Origin of the sequence: Ekhidna lutea, from assembly GCF_900188325.1 — a bacterium.
GTDB classification, from domain to species: domain Bacteria; phylum Bacteroidota; class Bacteroidia; order Cytophagales; family Cyclobacteriaceae; genus Ekhidna; species Ekhidna lutea.
The window spans coordinates 737,786-753,486 of record NZ_FZPD01000001.1 but is presented as its reverse complement, the minus strand read 5'-3'; the positions used below and the strand labels follow the sequence as shown (position 1 = coordinate 753,486).

Genomic DNA, 15,701 nt, shown 5'->3' with positions numbered 1-15,701 from the left:
CTATGAATAAACTAGCAAAAAAGGAGAAATTCGATGTTGCCACCGGTGAAATGCGTAATTGGCAGGGGCGAAAAGAGTGGTTTTTCAACCGTGATGATACCGATCACTACGAAGCATATTATGAGGGGCCATACAAGCGACAGGAAGTCTGGCAAAAGAAGACACTGGAAGGGTTGATAAAAAGCGACCCGCGTGTGAATACGCTGTTAGAGTTTGGTTGTGGTACAACAAGATTTACCCGCTGGTGGCATGAGATTGGAATCGAGGCAACAGGCGGTGATATTTCTCCTTTTATGCTAGCACAAGGTGTACAGCTTTTTGATGGTGATTTGGTGCTGGCAGATTCTCACCACATGCCTTTTAAAGATCACTCATTCGATGCACTGGCATTTGTTACCACCTTTGAATACTACAAAAATCCGGTTCAGGTAATTCGAGAGGCAGTTAGGGTTGGTAAATACGGGATCATTTTTGGGATGATGAATAGAAACACTCCAAAATTGATCCGAAGGAGGGTTCAGCAAGCTTTTGGAAAAAACAACTATTACGTAACCGCTAACTTCTACACTCCAGCATCTTTGAAAGCATTGATTGCTGAGGCACTTCCTGACAGGGATTACACGATTCAGTGGAATGCTACAGGCCTACCAAAATGGTTTCCAAAACAGCAATGGAAAGTTCCTTATGGTGATTTTTTTGGGTTTCATGTTAAACTTAATGACGTTGAATAATGGGTGCATTTGAAGATCAATCGGGAAAGGTCAGCGCCAAAATATTCAAGGAGGATTTACTCGAATACTGTGGTGCTAATCGAAAGGAAGTGGTCTCCGGCCCAAGGTTCGGGGTTGACACAGCCGTCATCGATTTAGGGTCGGGTGAAGCTCTTGCTGTTTCCAGTGACCCGCTTTCGCTTATTCCTACTTTGGGAATGGAGGTTTCTGCGTGGCTATCCGTTCACCTTCTCATCAATGATATGGTGACCACCGGATTTGCCCCGCAGTATGCCCAGTTTGTCCTTAACCTCCCTGTAAGCCTTACCAGAGATCAATTTAGGGAGTACTGGAAGTACATTCATCAGATTTGTGAGAAACACGAAATTGCCATTACCGGAGGTCATACAGGCCAAATACCCAGACAGGAATCGACGATTTCGGGTGGGGGTACCATGTTTCTACGAGCTCCAAAGGATCGAATTCTTTCGAGTGATGGCGCTCAGCCAGGAGATAGTATCATTGTTACTAAAGAGGCAGCAGTATCGTCTACCTCCCTGCTTGCGATGGCTTTTCCTGAAACAGTTTCTGAAAAATGTAGTCCAGATGTTCAGAAAAAAGTTGCCAATAACTTCTGGAACCTGTCCGTACTAAAGGATGGATTAGTAGCTGCAAAAAGTCTGCAACCAAAAGCAGAACTACGCGCTATGCATGATGTTACCGAAGGTGGCATTTTGGGTGCAATAAATGAAATGGCTGAAGCCTCCGGATGTGGGTTTAAAGTAGATAAAAATAAGCTCCCGGTATCGGAAGAAGTACAAAAGGTTGCGAACCTATTTGACATTGATCCATTCCTTTCGATAGGGGCCGGATCGATGATTTTGTCTGTTAAAAATGGGATGGAAGATCAGTTGATAGCGGATATGACCAAAGAGGGAATTCCAGCAGTGAAAGTAGGCGCATTTACTGAGGAGCCAGACAAATGCTTGCTAGCTGGCAATGATATCACTCCCTTCCTTTTCGATGGAGTTGATCCCTACTGGAATGCGTTCTTCAATGCTTTAAAAGCAGGGTGGAAATGAAGAAATTGAGCGGAATATATTTAGTGCTAGACCCTTCCCTGCCATGGGATTTGCTTTGCAAAAAAGTGCATTCTGCTCTGAAAGGGGGTGTCAGCATCCTCCAAATATGGAATCACTGGAATCAAGAGGTTAGCCAGGCTGAAAAGATTGATTTTATAAATGAAATCAAGGCGGTAGCTGAGCTATTTCACACTCCTGTTTTGATGCATGAAGACTGGCAGTTGGCAAATAAGCTCGAACTGGATGGTGTTCATTTTGATGTGGTGCCTGAAAGATTTGACCTGGTGAAAGCAACCTTGAAGGATAAATACATTGGCCTTACGGTAGGAAATAATCTGGAATTGGTCTCATGGGCGGAGGAACAAGATCTGTCATACATTAGCTTTTGTGCCATGTTTCCTTCGTCATCGGTTGATTCCTGTGAAATTGTGGATCAGCAAACTGTTGTCAATGCCAGAAGAATAACTCGTTTGCCGATTTTCTTATCGGGAGGTATCCAACCAGAAAATTTAAAAGAATTAAGTCAGCTTCCTTTTGTCGGTATTGCCATCATATCAGGCATTATAAATGCTGACGACCCTGAAAATACTGTGCGTCAATATCTGACAATATTAGAAAATATGAAAAATTAATTAAAGTCATTATGACCAAGGATTTCTTAAAAAAAATGTGTTGCCCATTTGATAAAAAGGAGCTGAATATTCAAGTGATCAAAGAGCATGGAGAAGAGATTATTGAGGGCATACTCACCTGCAGCCACTGTAATCGTTACTTTCCGATCATCTATAGCATCCCAATAATGACACCAGACGAATACAGAGATAAGGCTCTGGAGCTACCGATGCTTCAAAAATGGGGACTCGCTATTTCTGAGGATCAACAAAGTTTTGCTCTAAGCACTTCCCCCGAAACACTCCAAATAGATAAAAGTTAGAAGTACAGATTACACCTCATGATCAATCACCACTTTATCCATCTCGGCATTGATGGTTTGGATTTCCTTTTCTGAAAGTGTGAAGCTTAATGATTTGGCATTTTCTTCTGCCTGTTTTGCATTTCTAGCACCAACCAAAGCCGCTGTTATTCCTTCTCGTTGGACCGTCCAATTAATCACCAGTTGTGCTAGAGTAACCCTTCGCTCAATGGCTATCGGTTTGATCTGATCCAGAAAAGCATTGGTTCTGGATCGATTCGGCTCTTTAAAAAATTTGTTGTTCGCCCGGTGATCGTCCCCCTTAAATTCATGATCCGAAGATATCTTCCCGGTAAGTAACCCGCGTTGCAGAGGGCTATAAGCCAGTATACCTACATTCTCTTCTATGCAATAAGGAAGGATGTCTTTTTCAATCTTGCGATACACCATACTATACGGGGATTGTGATGAAACAAGATTAATTACAGAATTTGCTCGTTTCATTAGCTCAACCGTATGGTTAGAAACACCAATCGCTCGGATTTTACCCTGTTGCTGAAGTTCTTTTAGCACTTCCATAGTTTCCTCAATGGGTGTCGTGGCATCCGGTCGATGTATCTGATAAAGGTCGATATAATCCGTTCCCAATCTCTTTAAGCTATCCTCAACTTCTTGAATAACTCCATCTCTTCCGGCGTACGCGTATGTCTTACCTCCATCACTTGTTGGAAACTGGTACTCTCCTTTTTCTGTCTTCCAGTTAAAACCAAACTTGGTTAAAATCTCAAGATTATCTCTTCCAATCTCCTTGATCGCCTTACCTACTAGCGACTCACTATGACCGAACCCATATACAGGTGCCGTATCAATGGAAGTAATCCCAAGATCATAGCTTTTCTGCATTGCTTCCAGGGCATCTTTATCTTCATTTCCTCCCCAGGCCTGTCCACCAATAGCCCAGGCTCCAAATACGATGGGTGAAATTTTTAAATCTGATTTTCCGAGTTGTACTTTTTCCATAGGACAAAAAAACAAAATAGGCAGAGAATGATTCCCTGCCTTCGTGTCTTACTTAAGGAATGACAAAAGAAAAACTAAAGAAACGTCACCTCGACTTTATGGAGAGGCTCCAAAACTATTTAGATAAATAAATCAGGAGACTTCTCACTATGTTCGAAGTGACGTAACTTTTCTTTTGTCTCATGCTGACAATTTACTGCCTCGTATTCATTCGACTAGCCAAATCAACCAATTCAATGAATTCCGCCCGATAACCAAAACCATCTTCACCCTTTGATTTTTTAGCCAGACTCAATACATCGGCATAACTCAAATCATTTTTATATTCAGAATCTCTCAACAGCATCCCAAATCCAGCTACCGCCATTGACCAGTCGAGATTATCGCTAGACTTTCGGATTTCGTTTTCCACAACCTGAGTGATCAGCTTACTCTTCGATCCATCCGGTTCTTTGTATCGGAATTTCACAGTAAGTAGCTCATCAGTAGAATTGGTCACTTTTTGTTCATTCGATTGATATTTCAATGGATCAATGTCTTTCACAAATTCACTCTCCACTCCAACTGGGATGATTTCATAAAGTGCTGTCACCGTATGACCACTTCCTAGTTCCCCGGCATCCTTTTTATCGTCATTGAAATCTTCATCGTTTAGCAATCGGTTTTCATACCCAATCAATCGATAGGCCTGAACCACATTCGGATTGAACTCCACCTGGATTTTTACATCCTTTGCGATCGTAAACATGGTGCCACCAAATTCATTCACTAATACCTTTTTCGCTTCCTTCATGTTATCGATGTAGGCGTAATTTCCATTCCCTTTGTCCGCAAGGATCTCCATCTTAGAATCCTTATAATTGCCCATTCCAAAACCTAGCACGGTCAGAAATACACCCTCGTTTCTTTTCTCTTCTATCAGTCGTTCCATGGACGCATTACTACTGGCTCCCACATTAAAATCTCCATCAGTCGCCAACACCACCCGGTTGTTTCCGCCTTCAACAAATTGCTCTTTAGCTAGTTTATAGGCCAAATTGATTCCTGCTCCTCCGGCGGTAGAACCTCCGGCCTGTAGACGATCCAATGCTTCCATGATTTTCTTCTTATCATTCCCGTCTGTTGGTTCCAGTACCACTCCGGCTGCACCGGCATAAACTACTATTGAAACTTTATCCTGTGGACGAAGTTCATTCACCAACAACTTGAAAGCTGACTTCAACAATGGAAGTTTATTCGGCGCACTCATCGAACCGGACACATCCAGTAAAAACACAATGTTGGAAGCCGGCAGATTTTCCAGCTCTATCTTCTTTCCCTGCAAGCCAATTTGAGCAATCAAATGTTTCTCGTTCCAGGGAGCACGTGCCACCTCAGTATTGATTGAAAATGGGTCTTTTCCTGTCGGGTTTTCGTATTCATAGTTGAAATAGTTGATCATCTCTTCAATGCGTACCGCATCTTTAGGCGGAAGCTGACCATTGTTAATAAACCTCCTCATGTTACTATAAGAAGCCGCATCTACATCAATGGAGAAAGTAGATAGGGCATTGTCCAGTACTTTTTTGAATCCATTTTCATGGATAGTGGAGTACTCTTCGGTGTTGTGGTAGTTATCCTGCTCGTAAGAAATCATCACTCCGGCTGCTCTGCCTTGCATTTGATCAGCAACTGAATAATTAAGCGATCGCTTTTCTGCTTTTTTAGCATAACCTGATACTACGACCTCCTCTAGTTCGGTAGCGCCGTTCATGACAACATCAATTATCTTTCGATTATCTACTTTAATTTCCTGTGTTTCGTACCCTACATAGGAAAAAACTAAAGTAATTTTTTCTCCAGCTACTTCAATTGAGTAGAATCCATTGATATCGGTAGTGGTACCGCTGTTTGTTCCTTTGATGACCACATTTACTCCTGAAAGCCCTTGTCCACTATCATCATAGACAGTACCATTCACATACTTGGCATCAACATTGAACGCCAGTAATATTGAGAAGACGATTATTAGATTTTTCATGTCAATTTTCATTTGATTTGATATTGAGATGCAGACATGATTTAGATTCCATAAAAAAACTTTGATTTTTTTCTGAGGCGTTGGAGGAGGCAAAGATTTCTCACTATGTTCGAAATGACAGATAGTGAAGCAATCTATAGTTTGACATCTCGACCAAAGAGAGATATTTATTTTTCATGAAGAGTCATAATTACTTCGTTTACATCACTACTAACCCAGCACGATCTGTCATTTACGTAGGAATGACAAATGACTTACCCACCAGACTTCTCCAGCATTATGAAAACAGAGGCAACAGCAAAACATGGGCTGGAAAATACTATTGCTATAACCTGGTTTGGTATGAGAGACACCAATTTGTTGCCAATGCAATCGATCGGGAACATGAAATCAAAAAGTGGCGAAGGGAGAAAAAGAATAAGCTGATTGAATCTATAAATCCTAATTGGAAATTCTTGAACAAAGAGATTGGTGCCTGGGATTATTTATAGTAATAGGTAAAGATTTCTCTCTGCGCTCGAAATGACAGAGAGGTCAAGCTATACTTGTCATCTCGACCAAAGGGAGAGATATTTACCATAAAGCATTTAAAAAAGTCAGCAATGATTTTCCTCCGTAGTGACAAAAAAGGAAGACATATCGCCCACCGACGAATTACAGCTTCAGCTTTATCGCAATACTGGAAATCAGGAAGTGATCGGTGAGCTATTCAATAAATACATGCATTTGGTCTATGGTCTTTGCCTTAAATACCTTAAAAACCGTGACGATGCGCAAGATGCGGTAATGGAAATCTACGAACATATAGGCTTGAAACTTCGTGAAGTAGAAGTCAATCACTTTAAGAGCTGGCTTTATATGGTAAGCAAAAATCATTGTTTGATGCAACTGCGCAAAAACAATCCTGTAATCAACTCACATGGTTTTATGGAATCGAAGGAGCAAGTGCATCTATATGAAGAGAAGGAAGCACTCGAATCAGATTTGGATGCATTAGAGGGATGTATTGAAGAACTAAAAAAAGAACAAAGGCAATGCGTTAAACTATTTTTTCTGGATAAGAAAAGTTATCAGCAGGTAAATGAAGAAACAGGCCTTGATTTAAAGAAAATTAAAAGCCACATCCAAAATGGAAAAAGGAACTTAAAAATGTGTTTGGAAAGAAAGAATGTCAAAAGATAGAAACCATAGCGAACAGTTTGAACGGTATCTAAAAGGTCAGATGAGTCCTGATGAAGCGCATGCTTTTGAGCGCAAATTGTTGGACGACCCTTTTGCTCAAGAGGCAATTGAAGGTTTTGAGTCGCAAGGTCTTGAACCACTCGCTGACCTTGAGAAACTAAGAGCTAGAGTAACTACCAGGCAGAAAGCAATTTTTCCATTTATTCGGGTAGCTGCAGCTGTGGCACTTCTGATAGTGGGGTCATTAACTGTATACATTGTCATCAATCAATTTGAGAATGAGACACTTTCTCTAGAAAATGAGAATCCTGAAGAAGTAATACAGCAAGGGCCTTCTCCTGATACTATTCTTTTGAAGGAAAGAAAATCAGATAATACCGATTCACAAATACCAGACAAAACAAGCGAAAATGAAGCGCTAGATTTAAGAGAAAAGAATCATGACAAACAAAATGCTTATTTGGATTTAAAATCCCTAGAAACAACCCAACCTGAAAACAACAATGACCACCAACAGGCTCCTGATTTAGCACCCAAAACTACTGGTACTCCCACAATCGAAGTGTCAGAAGACTTAGATGAAGTGGTTATGGAGCCATTAAACCCTGAGAACAACCTTCAGGGAAGAGTAGCTGGTGTTGAGATTAAAGAATCGGATATTTCAATTCTTGATGTCCAAGAACTCCAGGAGAACATTAAGCAAAAAGAACCGCTTGATGAACAGAAAGTCAGCGTTGCTCGCAGTGCAAAGTCAACCGCTTTAAGTCAAAACGAAAATAAAGAGGCAGAAAGTGATCCTGTTCAGTTTAAAACATTCTCATACAATGAGCCAACAATACGGGGTATAGTGACTGATGAATATGGTGAGCCACTTCCTGGAGTTAATGTTGTAATTAAAGGAACTACAACAGGCACTGTTACCGATTTAGATGGTTCTTTTGAGCTCCCAAAAACAGAAGACATGGTGTTAATTTTTTCGTTTGTTGGCTTTTCCATGGAGGAAATAAAGGTAGGTGAACGAACTCAGCTGGATGTAGCCCTAGGAGGATCAACAGAATTGCAGGAAGTGGTGGTTACTGGATATGATGGCCAAGGAAACAACTCTACTTATAAAAAAGCCCGACCTGTAAACGGCATGCGGAGCTTTAAAAAATATATCGAGGAAGAACTCATTTACCCGGAAACTGCCAGGAACAACGAGATTGAAGGTTTTGTGATCCTTGATGTTTCAATTAGTCCAAGTGGTGTTATTGAGGATATTTCAGTTAGAAAAAGCTTGGGATATGGTTGTGATCTTGAAGCCATAAGACTCGTGCAAGAGGGGCCTGAGTGGATGCCCTCAGAAAAAGGTGGTTTAAGTGTTGCAGATAATGTGAGAGTTAGGGTAAGATTTAAGCTTTAATCCCACTCACAATCCGATGCTTTCCTTGCATATCCTTATGGATATTCACCTCCGAGTATCCGACAGCTTGAAGATGGGCTTTAACCTCGATACCAAAGTTCTCATGGATCTCAAAATAGAGTTTCCCGCCTTTCTTTAAAGACTTCAAACCTTCAACAGCAATACGTTTATAAAAAATGAGTGGGTCGTCATCCGGGACAAAAAGCGCTAATTCAGGTTCATATTTGAGCACATTTACTCTCATCTCTTTCTGATCTCTTAAGGGGATATATGGCGGGTTGCTTACCAAAATATCCAGCTCACCTTCAGGTAATGGACTTGATAGAATATCATGTTGGGTGAAATTGATCTTGGCACCTAATTCCTGTGCATTTTTTGCAGCAATCTCCAATGCTTCTTTTGATAGATCTGTTCCGAAAACATTACCACCGAGTTTTATTGCTAATGAAACGGCTATACACCCTGATCCAACTCCAACATCGAGGATTCTTGGATTTCTGATCTTGTTTTCCTGGATGATTAAGTCAACTAACTCCTCGGTTTCCGGTCGTGGAATTAACGCTCCTGGGGCAATGTGAAATTTCCTTCCGTAAAAATCGGCTACTCCGGTTATGTACTGTATGGGCTCATGCTTTAGCAGACGACCGATTGATTGCTTGAGTTTTGCATCATTTAAGTCAAGTAGCTCATCAGAAATAATTGCAGCTCTTGATACACCAAACAAATCTTCCAAAAGAAGGTGCGAAATATTTTCAGCCTCGCGCCGATCATAAACTTTTTCAAGCTGTTTCGCTGTTTCTTGCCAGATTTGCTTCACATTCTTCATTCGATAGCGAAATTACACACTCAGTGAATGACAGTCTATACATGCAAAGAGCATTGGAACTGGCCGAACTAGGCAGAGGTAATGTCTCACCCAATCCAATGGTGGGTTGCGTTATCGTGTATGATGACAAAGTCATTGGCGAAGGCTACCACCAAAAGTATGGGGAGGCGCATGCTGAAGTAAATGCAATCTCCAACGTAAAGGATCATTCGATCCTACCAGAATGCACGGCATATGTCACACTGGAGCCATGTGCTCACCAAGGTAAGACACCTCCTTGCGCAGATCTTTTGATTGAAAAAGAAATCAAACGAGTGGTAGTAGCTTGTCGGGATCCTTTCGATCAGGTCGATGGGAAAGGCTTTGAGAAGCTTAAGCAAGCTGGCATACAAGTAGAAGTGGGTTTGATGGAAAAAGAAGCAGTCGAGTTGAATAATCGCTTCTTCACATCAATTCAAAATGAACGACCCTACGTAATTCTTAAATGGGCTCAGACATCCGACGGGTTTGTGGCCAGAGAAAATTATGACTCAAAGTGGATTAGTAATCCATATTCACGACAGCTTGTTCACAAGTGGAGAGCCGAAGAAGATGCCATTTTAGTTGGTAAAAACACTGCAATTCATGATAATCCTAAGCTGACCACACGGGAGTGGATTGGCAAAAACCCTGTTCGAATTTTACTTGACAGCAACCTGGAAGTGCACAAAGACTTCAACTTATTTAGCAAAGAAGCTGAAACCATCATTCTAAATTCTTTGGAGGAAAAAAAGGAACGAAACATTGAGTGGATAAAAACGGATATGAACAATCCATGGAGCGTGCTTAGAAAACTACATGAACACAAAATTCAATCTGTGATCGTAGAAGGAGGCTCGCAGGTATTGAACTCTTTTATTAATGAAAATTGTTGGGATGAAGCCCGGGTATTTACTTCTTCAGCTACCTTTAAAAAAGGCGTTGAAGCTCCAGACATTGAAGGAGAGATAGTAAAAGAAGAAGGTATTTTTGCAGATCAATTAACCATTTATAAAAACAACCATGGCTGAGGATTTAACACTAATTGAAGAAGGGACAAAAGAGGAAAAGTATAAGTCACTAATACCACAAATAACCGGACTGCTTTACGGTGAGAACAATCTCATTGCTAACCTTGCAAATATTTCTGCTGCTTTGAAAGAGGGGATGGGATTCTTTTGGGTTGGTTTTTATTTGGTTGACTCAGAAGATGAATTGGTTCTAGGCCCATTCCAGGGTCCTGTTGCTTGCACGCGTATTAAAAGCGGTAAGGGTGTTTGTGGCTCCAGCTGGCAAAGAGATCAAACGTTGATTGTTCCTAATGTTGACGAATTTCCAGGCCACATTGCCTGTGCCTCTGCCTCTAAATCCGAGATTGTAATTCCTGTAAAAAAAGACGGTAAAACGATCGGTGTTTTGGACGTTGATAGTGATCGGTTGAATGACTTTGATGAAGTGGATCAGCAATATCTTCAACAAATCCTAAAACTCCTTCCTTAACATTCTTTAACCACTCAAAAAGGCCTTGTAGCCACAATGTAGACCAAGGTCTGTATTTTTGTGACCGTGTCAGACAAGGTGAAAATAAGGCTTAGCTTTCTTGGAGCGATAATTTGCTGGTTGCTATATACAGGATCGACGATTTACTTGCTTTTCGTTCAGAGCTACGATATGAAAGTGGACTTCTCCAACTTCTTTCCACAGCTTTGTTTTACTGGCTTTGTGCTGTCAACCTTTGCATATTACAGGTACATTATAACTAAGGCTGACAGCCTGAACTTTACCGACCTTCTGTGGAAGGTGTTTATAACTGGTTTGATTACAACGCTAATCTCACTGGCTATCAGATTCTTCTTCGTGATTTTCGCAAATAGCACATTGGTCGAAAGTCCACTTACAGTCAATTTCTTCTATAGCATTCTAATTGGCTTAGTGGTTATTTTTATGGTATCTACACTGGTAGTGTGGAAACGATTAATTCTCTATCAAAAGTCAAAAAACCTCCTTCAGTTTTGGGGATTTTTCGAAGTAGCACTCGCAGCTAGTTTATTGTTCGATTTTTTTGGCGCCAGCTACGTGGATTCGAATTTCAGAGTTGCCCTTGTTATTCTTGGTTGTTTTTCAATCATCTTAGTTTTTAACCTCAAATGGGTAGCATACCTGAACTTCAAACAAAAGTGGAAAGGTATCCTTTTCATCCTGCTTTCTGCGATTTACCTCTATCATTTTCTATTGAATCTGCTTAACTTCTCAAGTACGGAGGTATTAGTTATTGATCTTTTTGACAGAGTATTTATTTGGGGGCTTTTCGTTTTCCTCTTTCTATATGCCGTTATTTCCATATTGGTCACCCTTTTCAACCTCCCTACATCCTCAGTTTTTGAACAAAAACTTAAGGAAGCACTTGATTTTCAGAAGCTGAGTCAATCCATTCCAAGAGGAGAAACAAAAGATCAGACATACGAAATCCTTCTTGAAAGTTCAATGAGTGCTGTTTTTGCAGATGCCGCCTGGCTAGAGGTCAAAGATGAAAGTGGAACTGTGCAAGTCATTCGAAATCTTAAAGAAGAAGATGTTAACGAAATTAAAACAGCAATTAAAGGAGATACCATAAAATCGATCTTGCAACTGGACCTTAAAAGTGAAGTCAGCTCCGGTAAGCTTACGGATGATCTAAAACATTCAAAGTTCAAGTCAATTATTGCTCTACCAATAATGGTGCAGAATAAACAGGTTGGCTTCATTGTCCTCTTAAATGAAGTATCTGAGGCCTTTAATCGTGAGATGGTAAATATCATAACCACATTTGTAAATCAGGCCAGTATTTCTTTAGAAAACCTTTCCCTGATTAAGGAATCAATAGAAAATGAGCGATATAAAGAGCAATTAAAAATCGCTAAAAATGTACAAAAGAGCTTATTACCTACCTCGTTAATTAATAATGATCATCTGACAATGGCGGCCTTTTCCATGGCCGCAGATGAAGTCGGTGGAGATTATTATGACATTCTTGAGTACAAGAAAAATCACTTTGGTTTGATTATTGGAGATGTTTCCGGTAAAGGAACAAGTGCCGCCTTTCAAATGGCCCAGATGAAGGGCATCTTCCATAGCCTGGCAAGTCAGGGCATCACACCCACAGAATTCAACAATAAAGCCAACACAGCGTTAGGTCAGTGCCTTGAGAAGACCTCATTTATTACAGCAACATACTTCGATATTAACACAGACGAAAATATTCTTCATTTCTCACGAGCCGGGCACTGCCCTAGTCTTTTTTATTGTAAAAATGATGATTCTGTAGACTATCTGAAGTGCGATGGAATGGGGTTGGGAATCGTAAGAAACTCAAGCTACAAAGAATACGTTCATAGCAATACTGTTAACTATCATGCAGGAGATACACTGCTCTTGTATACAGATGGAATTACTGAGGCTAAAAATTTTGATGGGGAACAGTTTGGAGATGAACGTTTAAAAAAGTCATTCACCGCCCACGCCTCAAAAGCACCCGACCAGGTAAAAGAAGGAATTAAAAAGGACCTCTCTGAATTTATTGGAGAGGTGATAATTGATGATGATTACACATTGGTAGTAGTCCAATTTAAAGACAAGAAAAATGGCTGAGATAACCACAGAAAATAAAGACGGCATTCATTTCATCACTGTAAATGGTGAGATAGATGCTGGATCGAGCATTTATCTGGATGATGCCCTTAAAAATGCGTTGGGAAATGGTGAAAAAAAGATAGTTGCTGATTTGTCGGGGCTTGACTATATCTCTTCAGCCGGTTTAGGCGTATTTATCTCACACCTGGATGAATTCAATCAACAGAAAATACAGTTGACGTTGTTCGGAATTAATGAAACCGTAAAGCAGGTGTTTGATATACTGGGTTTGGAAAAATTATTGACAATAGTAGAATCAAAAGAAGCAGCAATTAGCTCATTTAATGAGTAGCACACTTACCATAGGATGTAATAAGGAAGAATTGGTCAAAATACGCCAATTCACTTCTGATATGTTGGAGGAACATCATGTGCCTGATCTGCAAGCTCATAAGTTAGTGCTTGCGGTAGACGAAGTATGCGCCAACCTCATCATCCATGCTAATGATTGTAATCCATCAAGCCGGATTGAATTTGACATTGATTTTCGCCCGAAGCAAATTGTCTTTACTTTCAGAGATAAGGGTACCGGTTTTGACATCAACGAATATGAATCACCATCAATGGAAGAAATTGTTTCGTCCAGACGACAAGGTGGTTTAGGACTCATGTTAGTCAAAAGAATAATGGACAAAATTGAGTTCTCTACTGAAAAGAATCACAATATTTGCAGGCTCATAAAAATGTATCCCTAAGTGAGAAATATCCTCATTTTCAATATCTTAATTCTAACTGGCTGCCAATACTTTCAGCCAAAAAAAGAGACCGCTGAAAAAGTGATTGCACGAGTGGGTGAAAAAGAGTTGTTGGAAACTAATATTCAGGAATTACTTCCGGCAAATCTTTCATCAAATGATAGTGCGGTCTTCGTAGAAAAATTTGTTACTGACTGGGTCAAAAAACAGCTGATGATCAGTCGAGCTGAAGGGGCTATAGACTTTAATGAGGCTCGAATACAAAAAAAAGTACTTGATTATCAATATGCTCTTATGGTTCACGAGCTGGAACAAAAATACATAGATGCCAATCTGAAAGAAGATGTAAGCGACGAGGAAATCGCCAGCTATTATAAAGAGAAATCAGAAAATTTTGTACTCAGGCAAAACCTAGCCAAGTGCGTGTATTTCAAAGTGCCATCAAAAGCACCAAATGTTTGGCGTTTAAGGCGAGCGTTGAGAAACTACCCAAGAGATACAACTGAAATCTGGGAATATGCCAATGAGCATGCCGTTAAAGCCTTCGTAGAAGATTCCGTCTGGGTAAAGTTTGATGAGGTCTTAATTGAAACTCCACTCAAGGATGTCAATGACAAAGGAGCTTTCTTGAAATCAAATTCATCGGTTGAGGTTTCTGACGAAGACTATATCTACTTTATTAAGATTTTTGAACACAAACTAATAGGTGAGATAGCTCCTTTGGAATTCATCAAAGAGAGCGTTTCAGATATCATAATCAACAAGCGAAAAATTGCTCTGAAGAAGGAGCTGGAAAAGAAAATTTATGAAGAAGCAGAACAGACAAATGCGTTTGAGATTTACAATAATTAGTGCCGCTATCTTCTTTTCAATTTCTTCCATTGCACAAAGCAATGATGTTGTAATTGATAAGATCATAGCAAAGGTGGACGACTATATCATATTGAAGTCAGAATTGGAGCGATCATACCTCGATTTTCTATCTCGTGGACAAATGAGAGGAAGTAATGCTAAATGCGACATTCTTCAGCAGCTGGTAGTCAATAAAATGTTGATGGCACAATCTGAGATCGATTCGATTTTCGTAGATGATGCTGAGGTCAATAACAACCTGGACAGAAGGATGTCTATGATGGCTCAGCAGTTTGGAGGAGAGGAAGCGATCATAAAAGCCTATGGGAAAAGTATTGAACAAATTCGTGCAGAGATCTTTGACAACATCAAAGAGCAACTAACGATCCAGCGAATGCAGTCCACGCTTACCTCCGAATTAAAGGTGACCCCTGCAGAAGTGAAAAAATTCTTTAAAAACATTCCTCAAGACTCACTTCCTTATTTTTCCACTGAAGTATCTATTGCTCAGATTATGATTGACGCAGAGCCCGGCAAAGAGCAAAAAGATAAGGTACGCAACCTACTCCTTGACATTAAGGATCAAATTGAAAGTGGTATTTCATTTGAGGTACTAGCTAAAAAATATTCTCAGGATCCAGGATCTGCCGCTAATGGCGGGCAGCTTGGGTTTTATGGAAGAGGTGAATTAGCCCCTGAATACGAGGCAACTGCTCTTTCGCTAAAACCAGGTGAAATTTCTATGCCTGTTGAAACCCAGTTTGGATTCCATCTGATTCAATTGCAGGAGAAAAGGGGGAACACATATAAAACGCGTCATATCCTGATCACGCCTCAACCAAATCAGGCAGATTATGCTAGAGCAGAACAATATCTCGATAGTTTAAGAACGATGATCCAACTTGACAGCATTACTTTTCAAGCAGCAGCGAAAGAGTACTCTGATGATCAACTAACATCATCTGCTGGTGGTTTCTTTCAAGATGAAACAGGTGCACTAAGGGTATCAGCTGAAGAGTTAGATCCTAATATATTCTTCACCATTGACACAATGAAAATAGGAACAATAACAAAACCGCTACGATTCCAAAAAGAAGATGGAAGCTACGCGTACCGTATCTTATATTTCAAAAATAAAATTCCACCACACCAGGCAAATCTTGACGATGACTATCAGAAAATAGCTGCAGCGGCATTAACACAAAAGAAAAATAGAAAGATATCCCAGTGGTTTGATAAGGCCAGAGGGAATGTCTTCATTGAAATTGACCCTGAGTATAATTATTGCAACCTCACCAATTAAAATACGATT

Annotated in this window: 17 protein-coding genes; 14 read left to right on the top strand and 3 right to left on the bottom strand. The window is 40.3% G+C overall.

Going from position 1 to position 15,701, the window contains the following annotated elements:
- The first annotated feature begins 2 nt into the window (after window positions 1–2).
- From CHB71_RS03330 to CHB71_RS03315, 4 genes are read left to right on the top strand one after another with little or no spacing between them, the layout of a single operon-like run.
- Window positions 3–731 carry a class I SAM-dependent methyltransferase gene (locus CHB71_RS03330; protein ID WP_089355615.1) on the top strand — a complete coding sequence of 243 codons (729 nt, stop codon included), beginning with the start codon at window positions 3–5 and terminating at the stop codon, window positions 729–731.
- The gene (locus tag CHB71_RS03325; protein ID WP_089355451.1) at window positions 731–1,792 is read left to right on the top strand and encodes an AIR synthase family protein; all 1,062 of its coding nucleotides are present in this window, start codon (window positions 731–733) and stop codon (window positions 1,790–1,792) included. The genes CHB71_RS03330 and CHB71_RS03325 overlap by 1 nt, the downstream gene beginning before the upstream one ends.
- On the top strand, window positions 1,789–2,424 hold the full coding sequence (locus CHB71_RS03320; RefSeq protein WP_089355450.1) for a thiamine phosphate synthase: 636 nt from the start codon (window positions 1,789–1,791) through the stop codon (window positions 2,422–2,424). The genes CHB71_RS03325 and CHB71_RS03320 overlap by 4 nt, the downstream gene beginning before the upstream one ends.
- An 11-nt stretch (window positions 2,425–2,435) precedes the next feature.
- Complete coding sequence (locus tag CHB71_RS03315; RefSeq protein ID WP_089355449.1) at window positions 2,436–2,726, top strand: Trm112 family protein; 291 nt, start codon at window positions 2,436–2,438, stop codon at window positions 2,724–2,726.
- A 9-nt stretch (window positions 2,727–2,735) separates the two neighbouring features.
- On the opposite strand, the gene CHB71_RS03310 is transcribed toward CHB71_RS03315, so the two are convergent.
- Together CHB71_RS03310 and CHB71_RS03305 are read right to left on the bottom strand one after the other, a co-directional pair.
- Window positions 2,736–3,725 carry an aldo/keto reductase gene (locus CHB71_RS03310; protein ID WP_089355448.1) on the bottom strand — a complete coding sequence of 330 codons (990 nt, stop codon included), beginning with the start codon at window positions 3,723–3,725 and terminating at the stop codon, window positions 2,736–2,738.
- Window positions 3,726–3,918: 193 nt separating this feature from the next.
- On the bottom strand, window positions 3,919–5,745 hold the full coding sequence (locus CHB71_RS03305) for a vWA domain-containing protein (RefSeq protein WP_089355614.1): 1,827 nt from the start codon (window positions 5,743–5,745) through the stop codon (window positions 3,919–3,921).
- Window positions 5,746–5,921: 176 nt separating this feature from the next.
- On the opposite strand from CHB71_RS03305, the gene CHB71_RS03300 reads away from it, so the two are divergent.
- The 3 genes from CHB71_RS03300 to CHB71_RS03290 all read left to right on the top strand — a co-directional run bounded on the left by CHB71_RS03300 (window position 5,922) and on the right by CHB71_RS03290 (window position 8,329).
- Window positions 5,922–6,236 (top strand): GIY-YIG nuclease family protein, encoded by a 315-nt coding sequence (locus CHB71_RS03300; RefSeq protein ID WP_089355447.1) that lies wholly within the window; start codon window positions 5,922–5,924, stop codon window positions 6,234–6,236.
- A gap of 127 nt (window positions 6,237–6,363) precedes the next feature.
- Window positions 6,364–6,927: an RNA polymerase sigma factor gene (locus CHB71_RS03295; protein WP_089355446.1), complete on the top strand. Its 564-nt coding sequence runs from the start codon at window positions 6,364–6,366 to the stop codon at window positions 6,925–6,927.
- Window positions 6,914–8,329, top strand: coding sequence for an energy transducer TonB (locus CHB71_RS03290; protein ID WP_089355445.1), 1,416 nt, complete (start codon window positions 6,914–6,916; stop codon window positions 8,327–8,329). Before CHB71_RS03295 ends, CHB71_RS03290 begins: the two co-directional genes overlap by 14 nt.
- Here the strand turns inward: CHB71_RS03290 and prmC are convergent.
- The gene (gene prmC / locus CHB71_RS03285; protein WP_089355444.1) at window positions 8,319–9,155 is read right to left on the bottom strand and encodes a peptide chain release factor N(5)-glutamine methyltransferase; all 837 of its coding nucleotides are present in this window, start codon (window positions 9,153–9,155) and stop codon (window positions 8,319–8,321) included. The genes CHB71_RS03290 and prmC overlap by 11 nt on opposite strands.
- A 23-nt stretch (window positions 9,156–9,178) precedes the next feature.
- Here prmC and ribD point away from each other — a divergent pair, with 23 nt between their 5' ends.
- The 7 genes from ribD to CHB71_RS03250 all read left to right on the top strand — a co-directional run bounded on the left by ribD (window position 9,179) and on the right by CHB71_RS03250 (window position 15,692).
- Window positions 9,179–10,204 carry a bifunctional diaminohydroxyphosphoribosylaminopyrimidine deaminase/5-amino-6-(5-phosphoribosylamino)uracil reductase RibD gene (gene ribD / locus CHB71_RS03280; RefSeq protein WP_245811207.1) on the top strand — a complete coding sequence of 342 codons (1,026 nt, stop codon included), beginning with the start codon at window positions 9,179–9,181 and terminating at the stop codon, window positions 10,202–10,204.
- Window positions 10,197–10,673 (top strand): GAF domain-containing protein, encoded by a 477-nt coding sequence (locus tag CHB71_RS03275; RefSeq protein WP_089355442.1) that lies wholly within the window; start codon window positions 10,197–10,199, stop codon window positions 10,671–10,673. The genes ribD and CHB71_RS03275 overlap by 8 nt, the downstream gene beginning before the upstream one ends.
- Before the next feature lie 171 nt (window positions 10,674–10,844).
- Entirely contained in the window at window positions 10,845–12,800 is a 1,956-nt protein-coding gene (locus tag CHB71_RS03270; RefSeq protein WP_089355441.1) for a SpoIIE family protein phosphatase, read from the top strand.
- The gene (locus tag CHB71_RS03265) at window positions 12,793–13,134 is read left to right on the top strand and encodes an STAS domain-containing protein (protein ID WP_089355440.1); all 342 of its coding nucleotides are present in this window, start codon (window positions 12,793–12,795) and stop codon (window positions 13,132–13,134) included. Before CHB71_RS03270 ends, CHB71_RS03265 begins: the two co-directional genes overlap by 8 nt.
- Window positions 13,127–13,537 carry an ATP-binding protein gene (locus CHB71_RS03260; protein WP_089355439.1) on the top strand — a complete coding sequence of 137 codons (411 nt, stop codon included), beginning with the start codon at window positions 13,127–13,129 and terminating at the stop codon, window positions 13,535–13,537. Before CHB71_RS03265 ends, CHB71_RS03260 begins: the two co-directional genes overlap by 8 nt.
- Window positions 13,538–14,389, top strand: a complete 852-nt coding sequence (locus CHB71_RS03255) for a hypothetical protein (RefSeq protein WP_089355438.1) — start codon at window positions 13,538–13,540, stop codon at window positions 14,387–14,389. It begins immediately after the preceding gene.
- A complete protein-coding gene (locus CHB71_RS03250) occupies window positions 14,343–15,692 on the top strand; it encodes a peptidylprolyl isomerase (RefSeq protein WP_089355437.1) in 1,350 nt (449 codons plus the stop codon). The genes CHB71_RS03255 and CHB71_RS03250 overlap by 47 nt, the downstream gene beginning before the upstream one ends.
- The last annotated feature ends 9 nt before the right edge of the window (window positions 15,693–15,701 follow it).

What these genes read in the sequence shown, in the direction of transcription:
- CHB71_RS03300 (WP_089355447.1), top strand. Translation starts at nt 5,922, where the DNA reads ATGAAGAGTCATAATTACTTCGTTTACATCACTACTAACCCAGCACGA.
- CHB71_RS03315 (WP_089355449.1), top strand. Translation starts at nt 2,436, where the DNA reads ATGACCAAGGATTTCTTAAAAAAAATGTGTTGCCCATTTGATAAAAAG.
- CHB71_RS03320 (WP_089355450.1), top strand. Translation starts at nt 1,789, where the DNA reads ATGAAGAAATTGAGCGGAATATATTTAGTGCTAGACCCTTCCCTGCCA.
- CHB71_RS03265 (WP_089355440.1), top strand. Translation starts at nt 12,793, where the DNA reads ATGGCTGAGATAACCACAGAAAATAAAGACGGCATTCATTTCATCACT.
- CHB71_RS03290 (WP_089355445.1), top strand. Translation starts at nt 6,914, where the DNA reads ATGTCAAAAGATAGAAACCATAGCGAACAGTTTGAACGGTATCTAAAA.
- CHB71_RS03325 (WP_089355451.1), top strand. Translation starts at nt 731, where the DNA reads ATGGGTGCATTTGAAGATCAATCGGGAAAGGTCAGCGCCAAAATATTC.
- CHB71_RS03250 (WP_089355437.1), top strand. Translation starts at nt 14,343, where the DNA reads ATGAAGAAGCAGAACAGACAAATGCGTTTGAGATTTACAATAATTAGT.
- CHB71_RS03330 (WP_089355615.1), top strand. Translation starts at nt 3, where the DNA reads ATGAATAAACTAGCAAAAAAGGAGAAATTCGATGTTGCCACCGGTGAA.
- CHB71_RS03310 (WP_089355448.1), bottom strand. Translation starts at nt 3,725, where the DNA reads ATGGAAAAAGTACAACTCGGAAAATCAGATTTAAAAATTTCACCCATC.
- CHB71_RS03275 (WP_089355442.1), top strand. Translation starts at nt 10,197, where the DNA reads ATGGCTGAGGATTTAACACTAATTGAAGAAGGGACAAAAGAGGAAAAG.
- prmC (WP_089355444.1), bottom strand. Translation starts at nt 9,155, where the DNA reads ATGAAGAATGTGAAGCAAATCTGGCAAGAAACAGCGAAACAGCTTGAA.
- CHB71_RS03270 (WP_089355441.1), top strand. Translation starts at nt 10,845, where the DNA reads ATGAAAGTGGACTTCTCCAACTTCTTTCCACAGCTTTGTTTTACTGGC.
- CHB71_RS03305 (WP_089355614.1), bottom strand. Translation starts at nt 5,745, where the DNA reads ATGAAAAATCTAATAATCGTCTTCTCAATATTACTGGCGTTCAATGTT.
- CHB71_RS03260 (WP_089355439.1), top strand. Translation starts at nt 13,127, where the DNA reads ATGAGTAGCACACTTACCATAGGATGTAATAAGGAAGAATTGGTCAAA.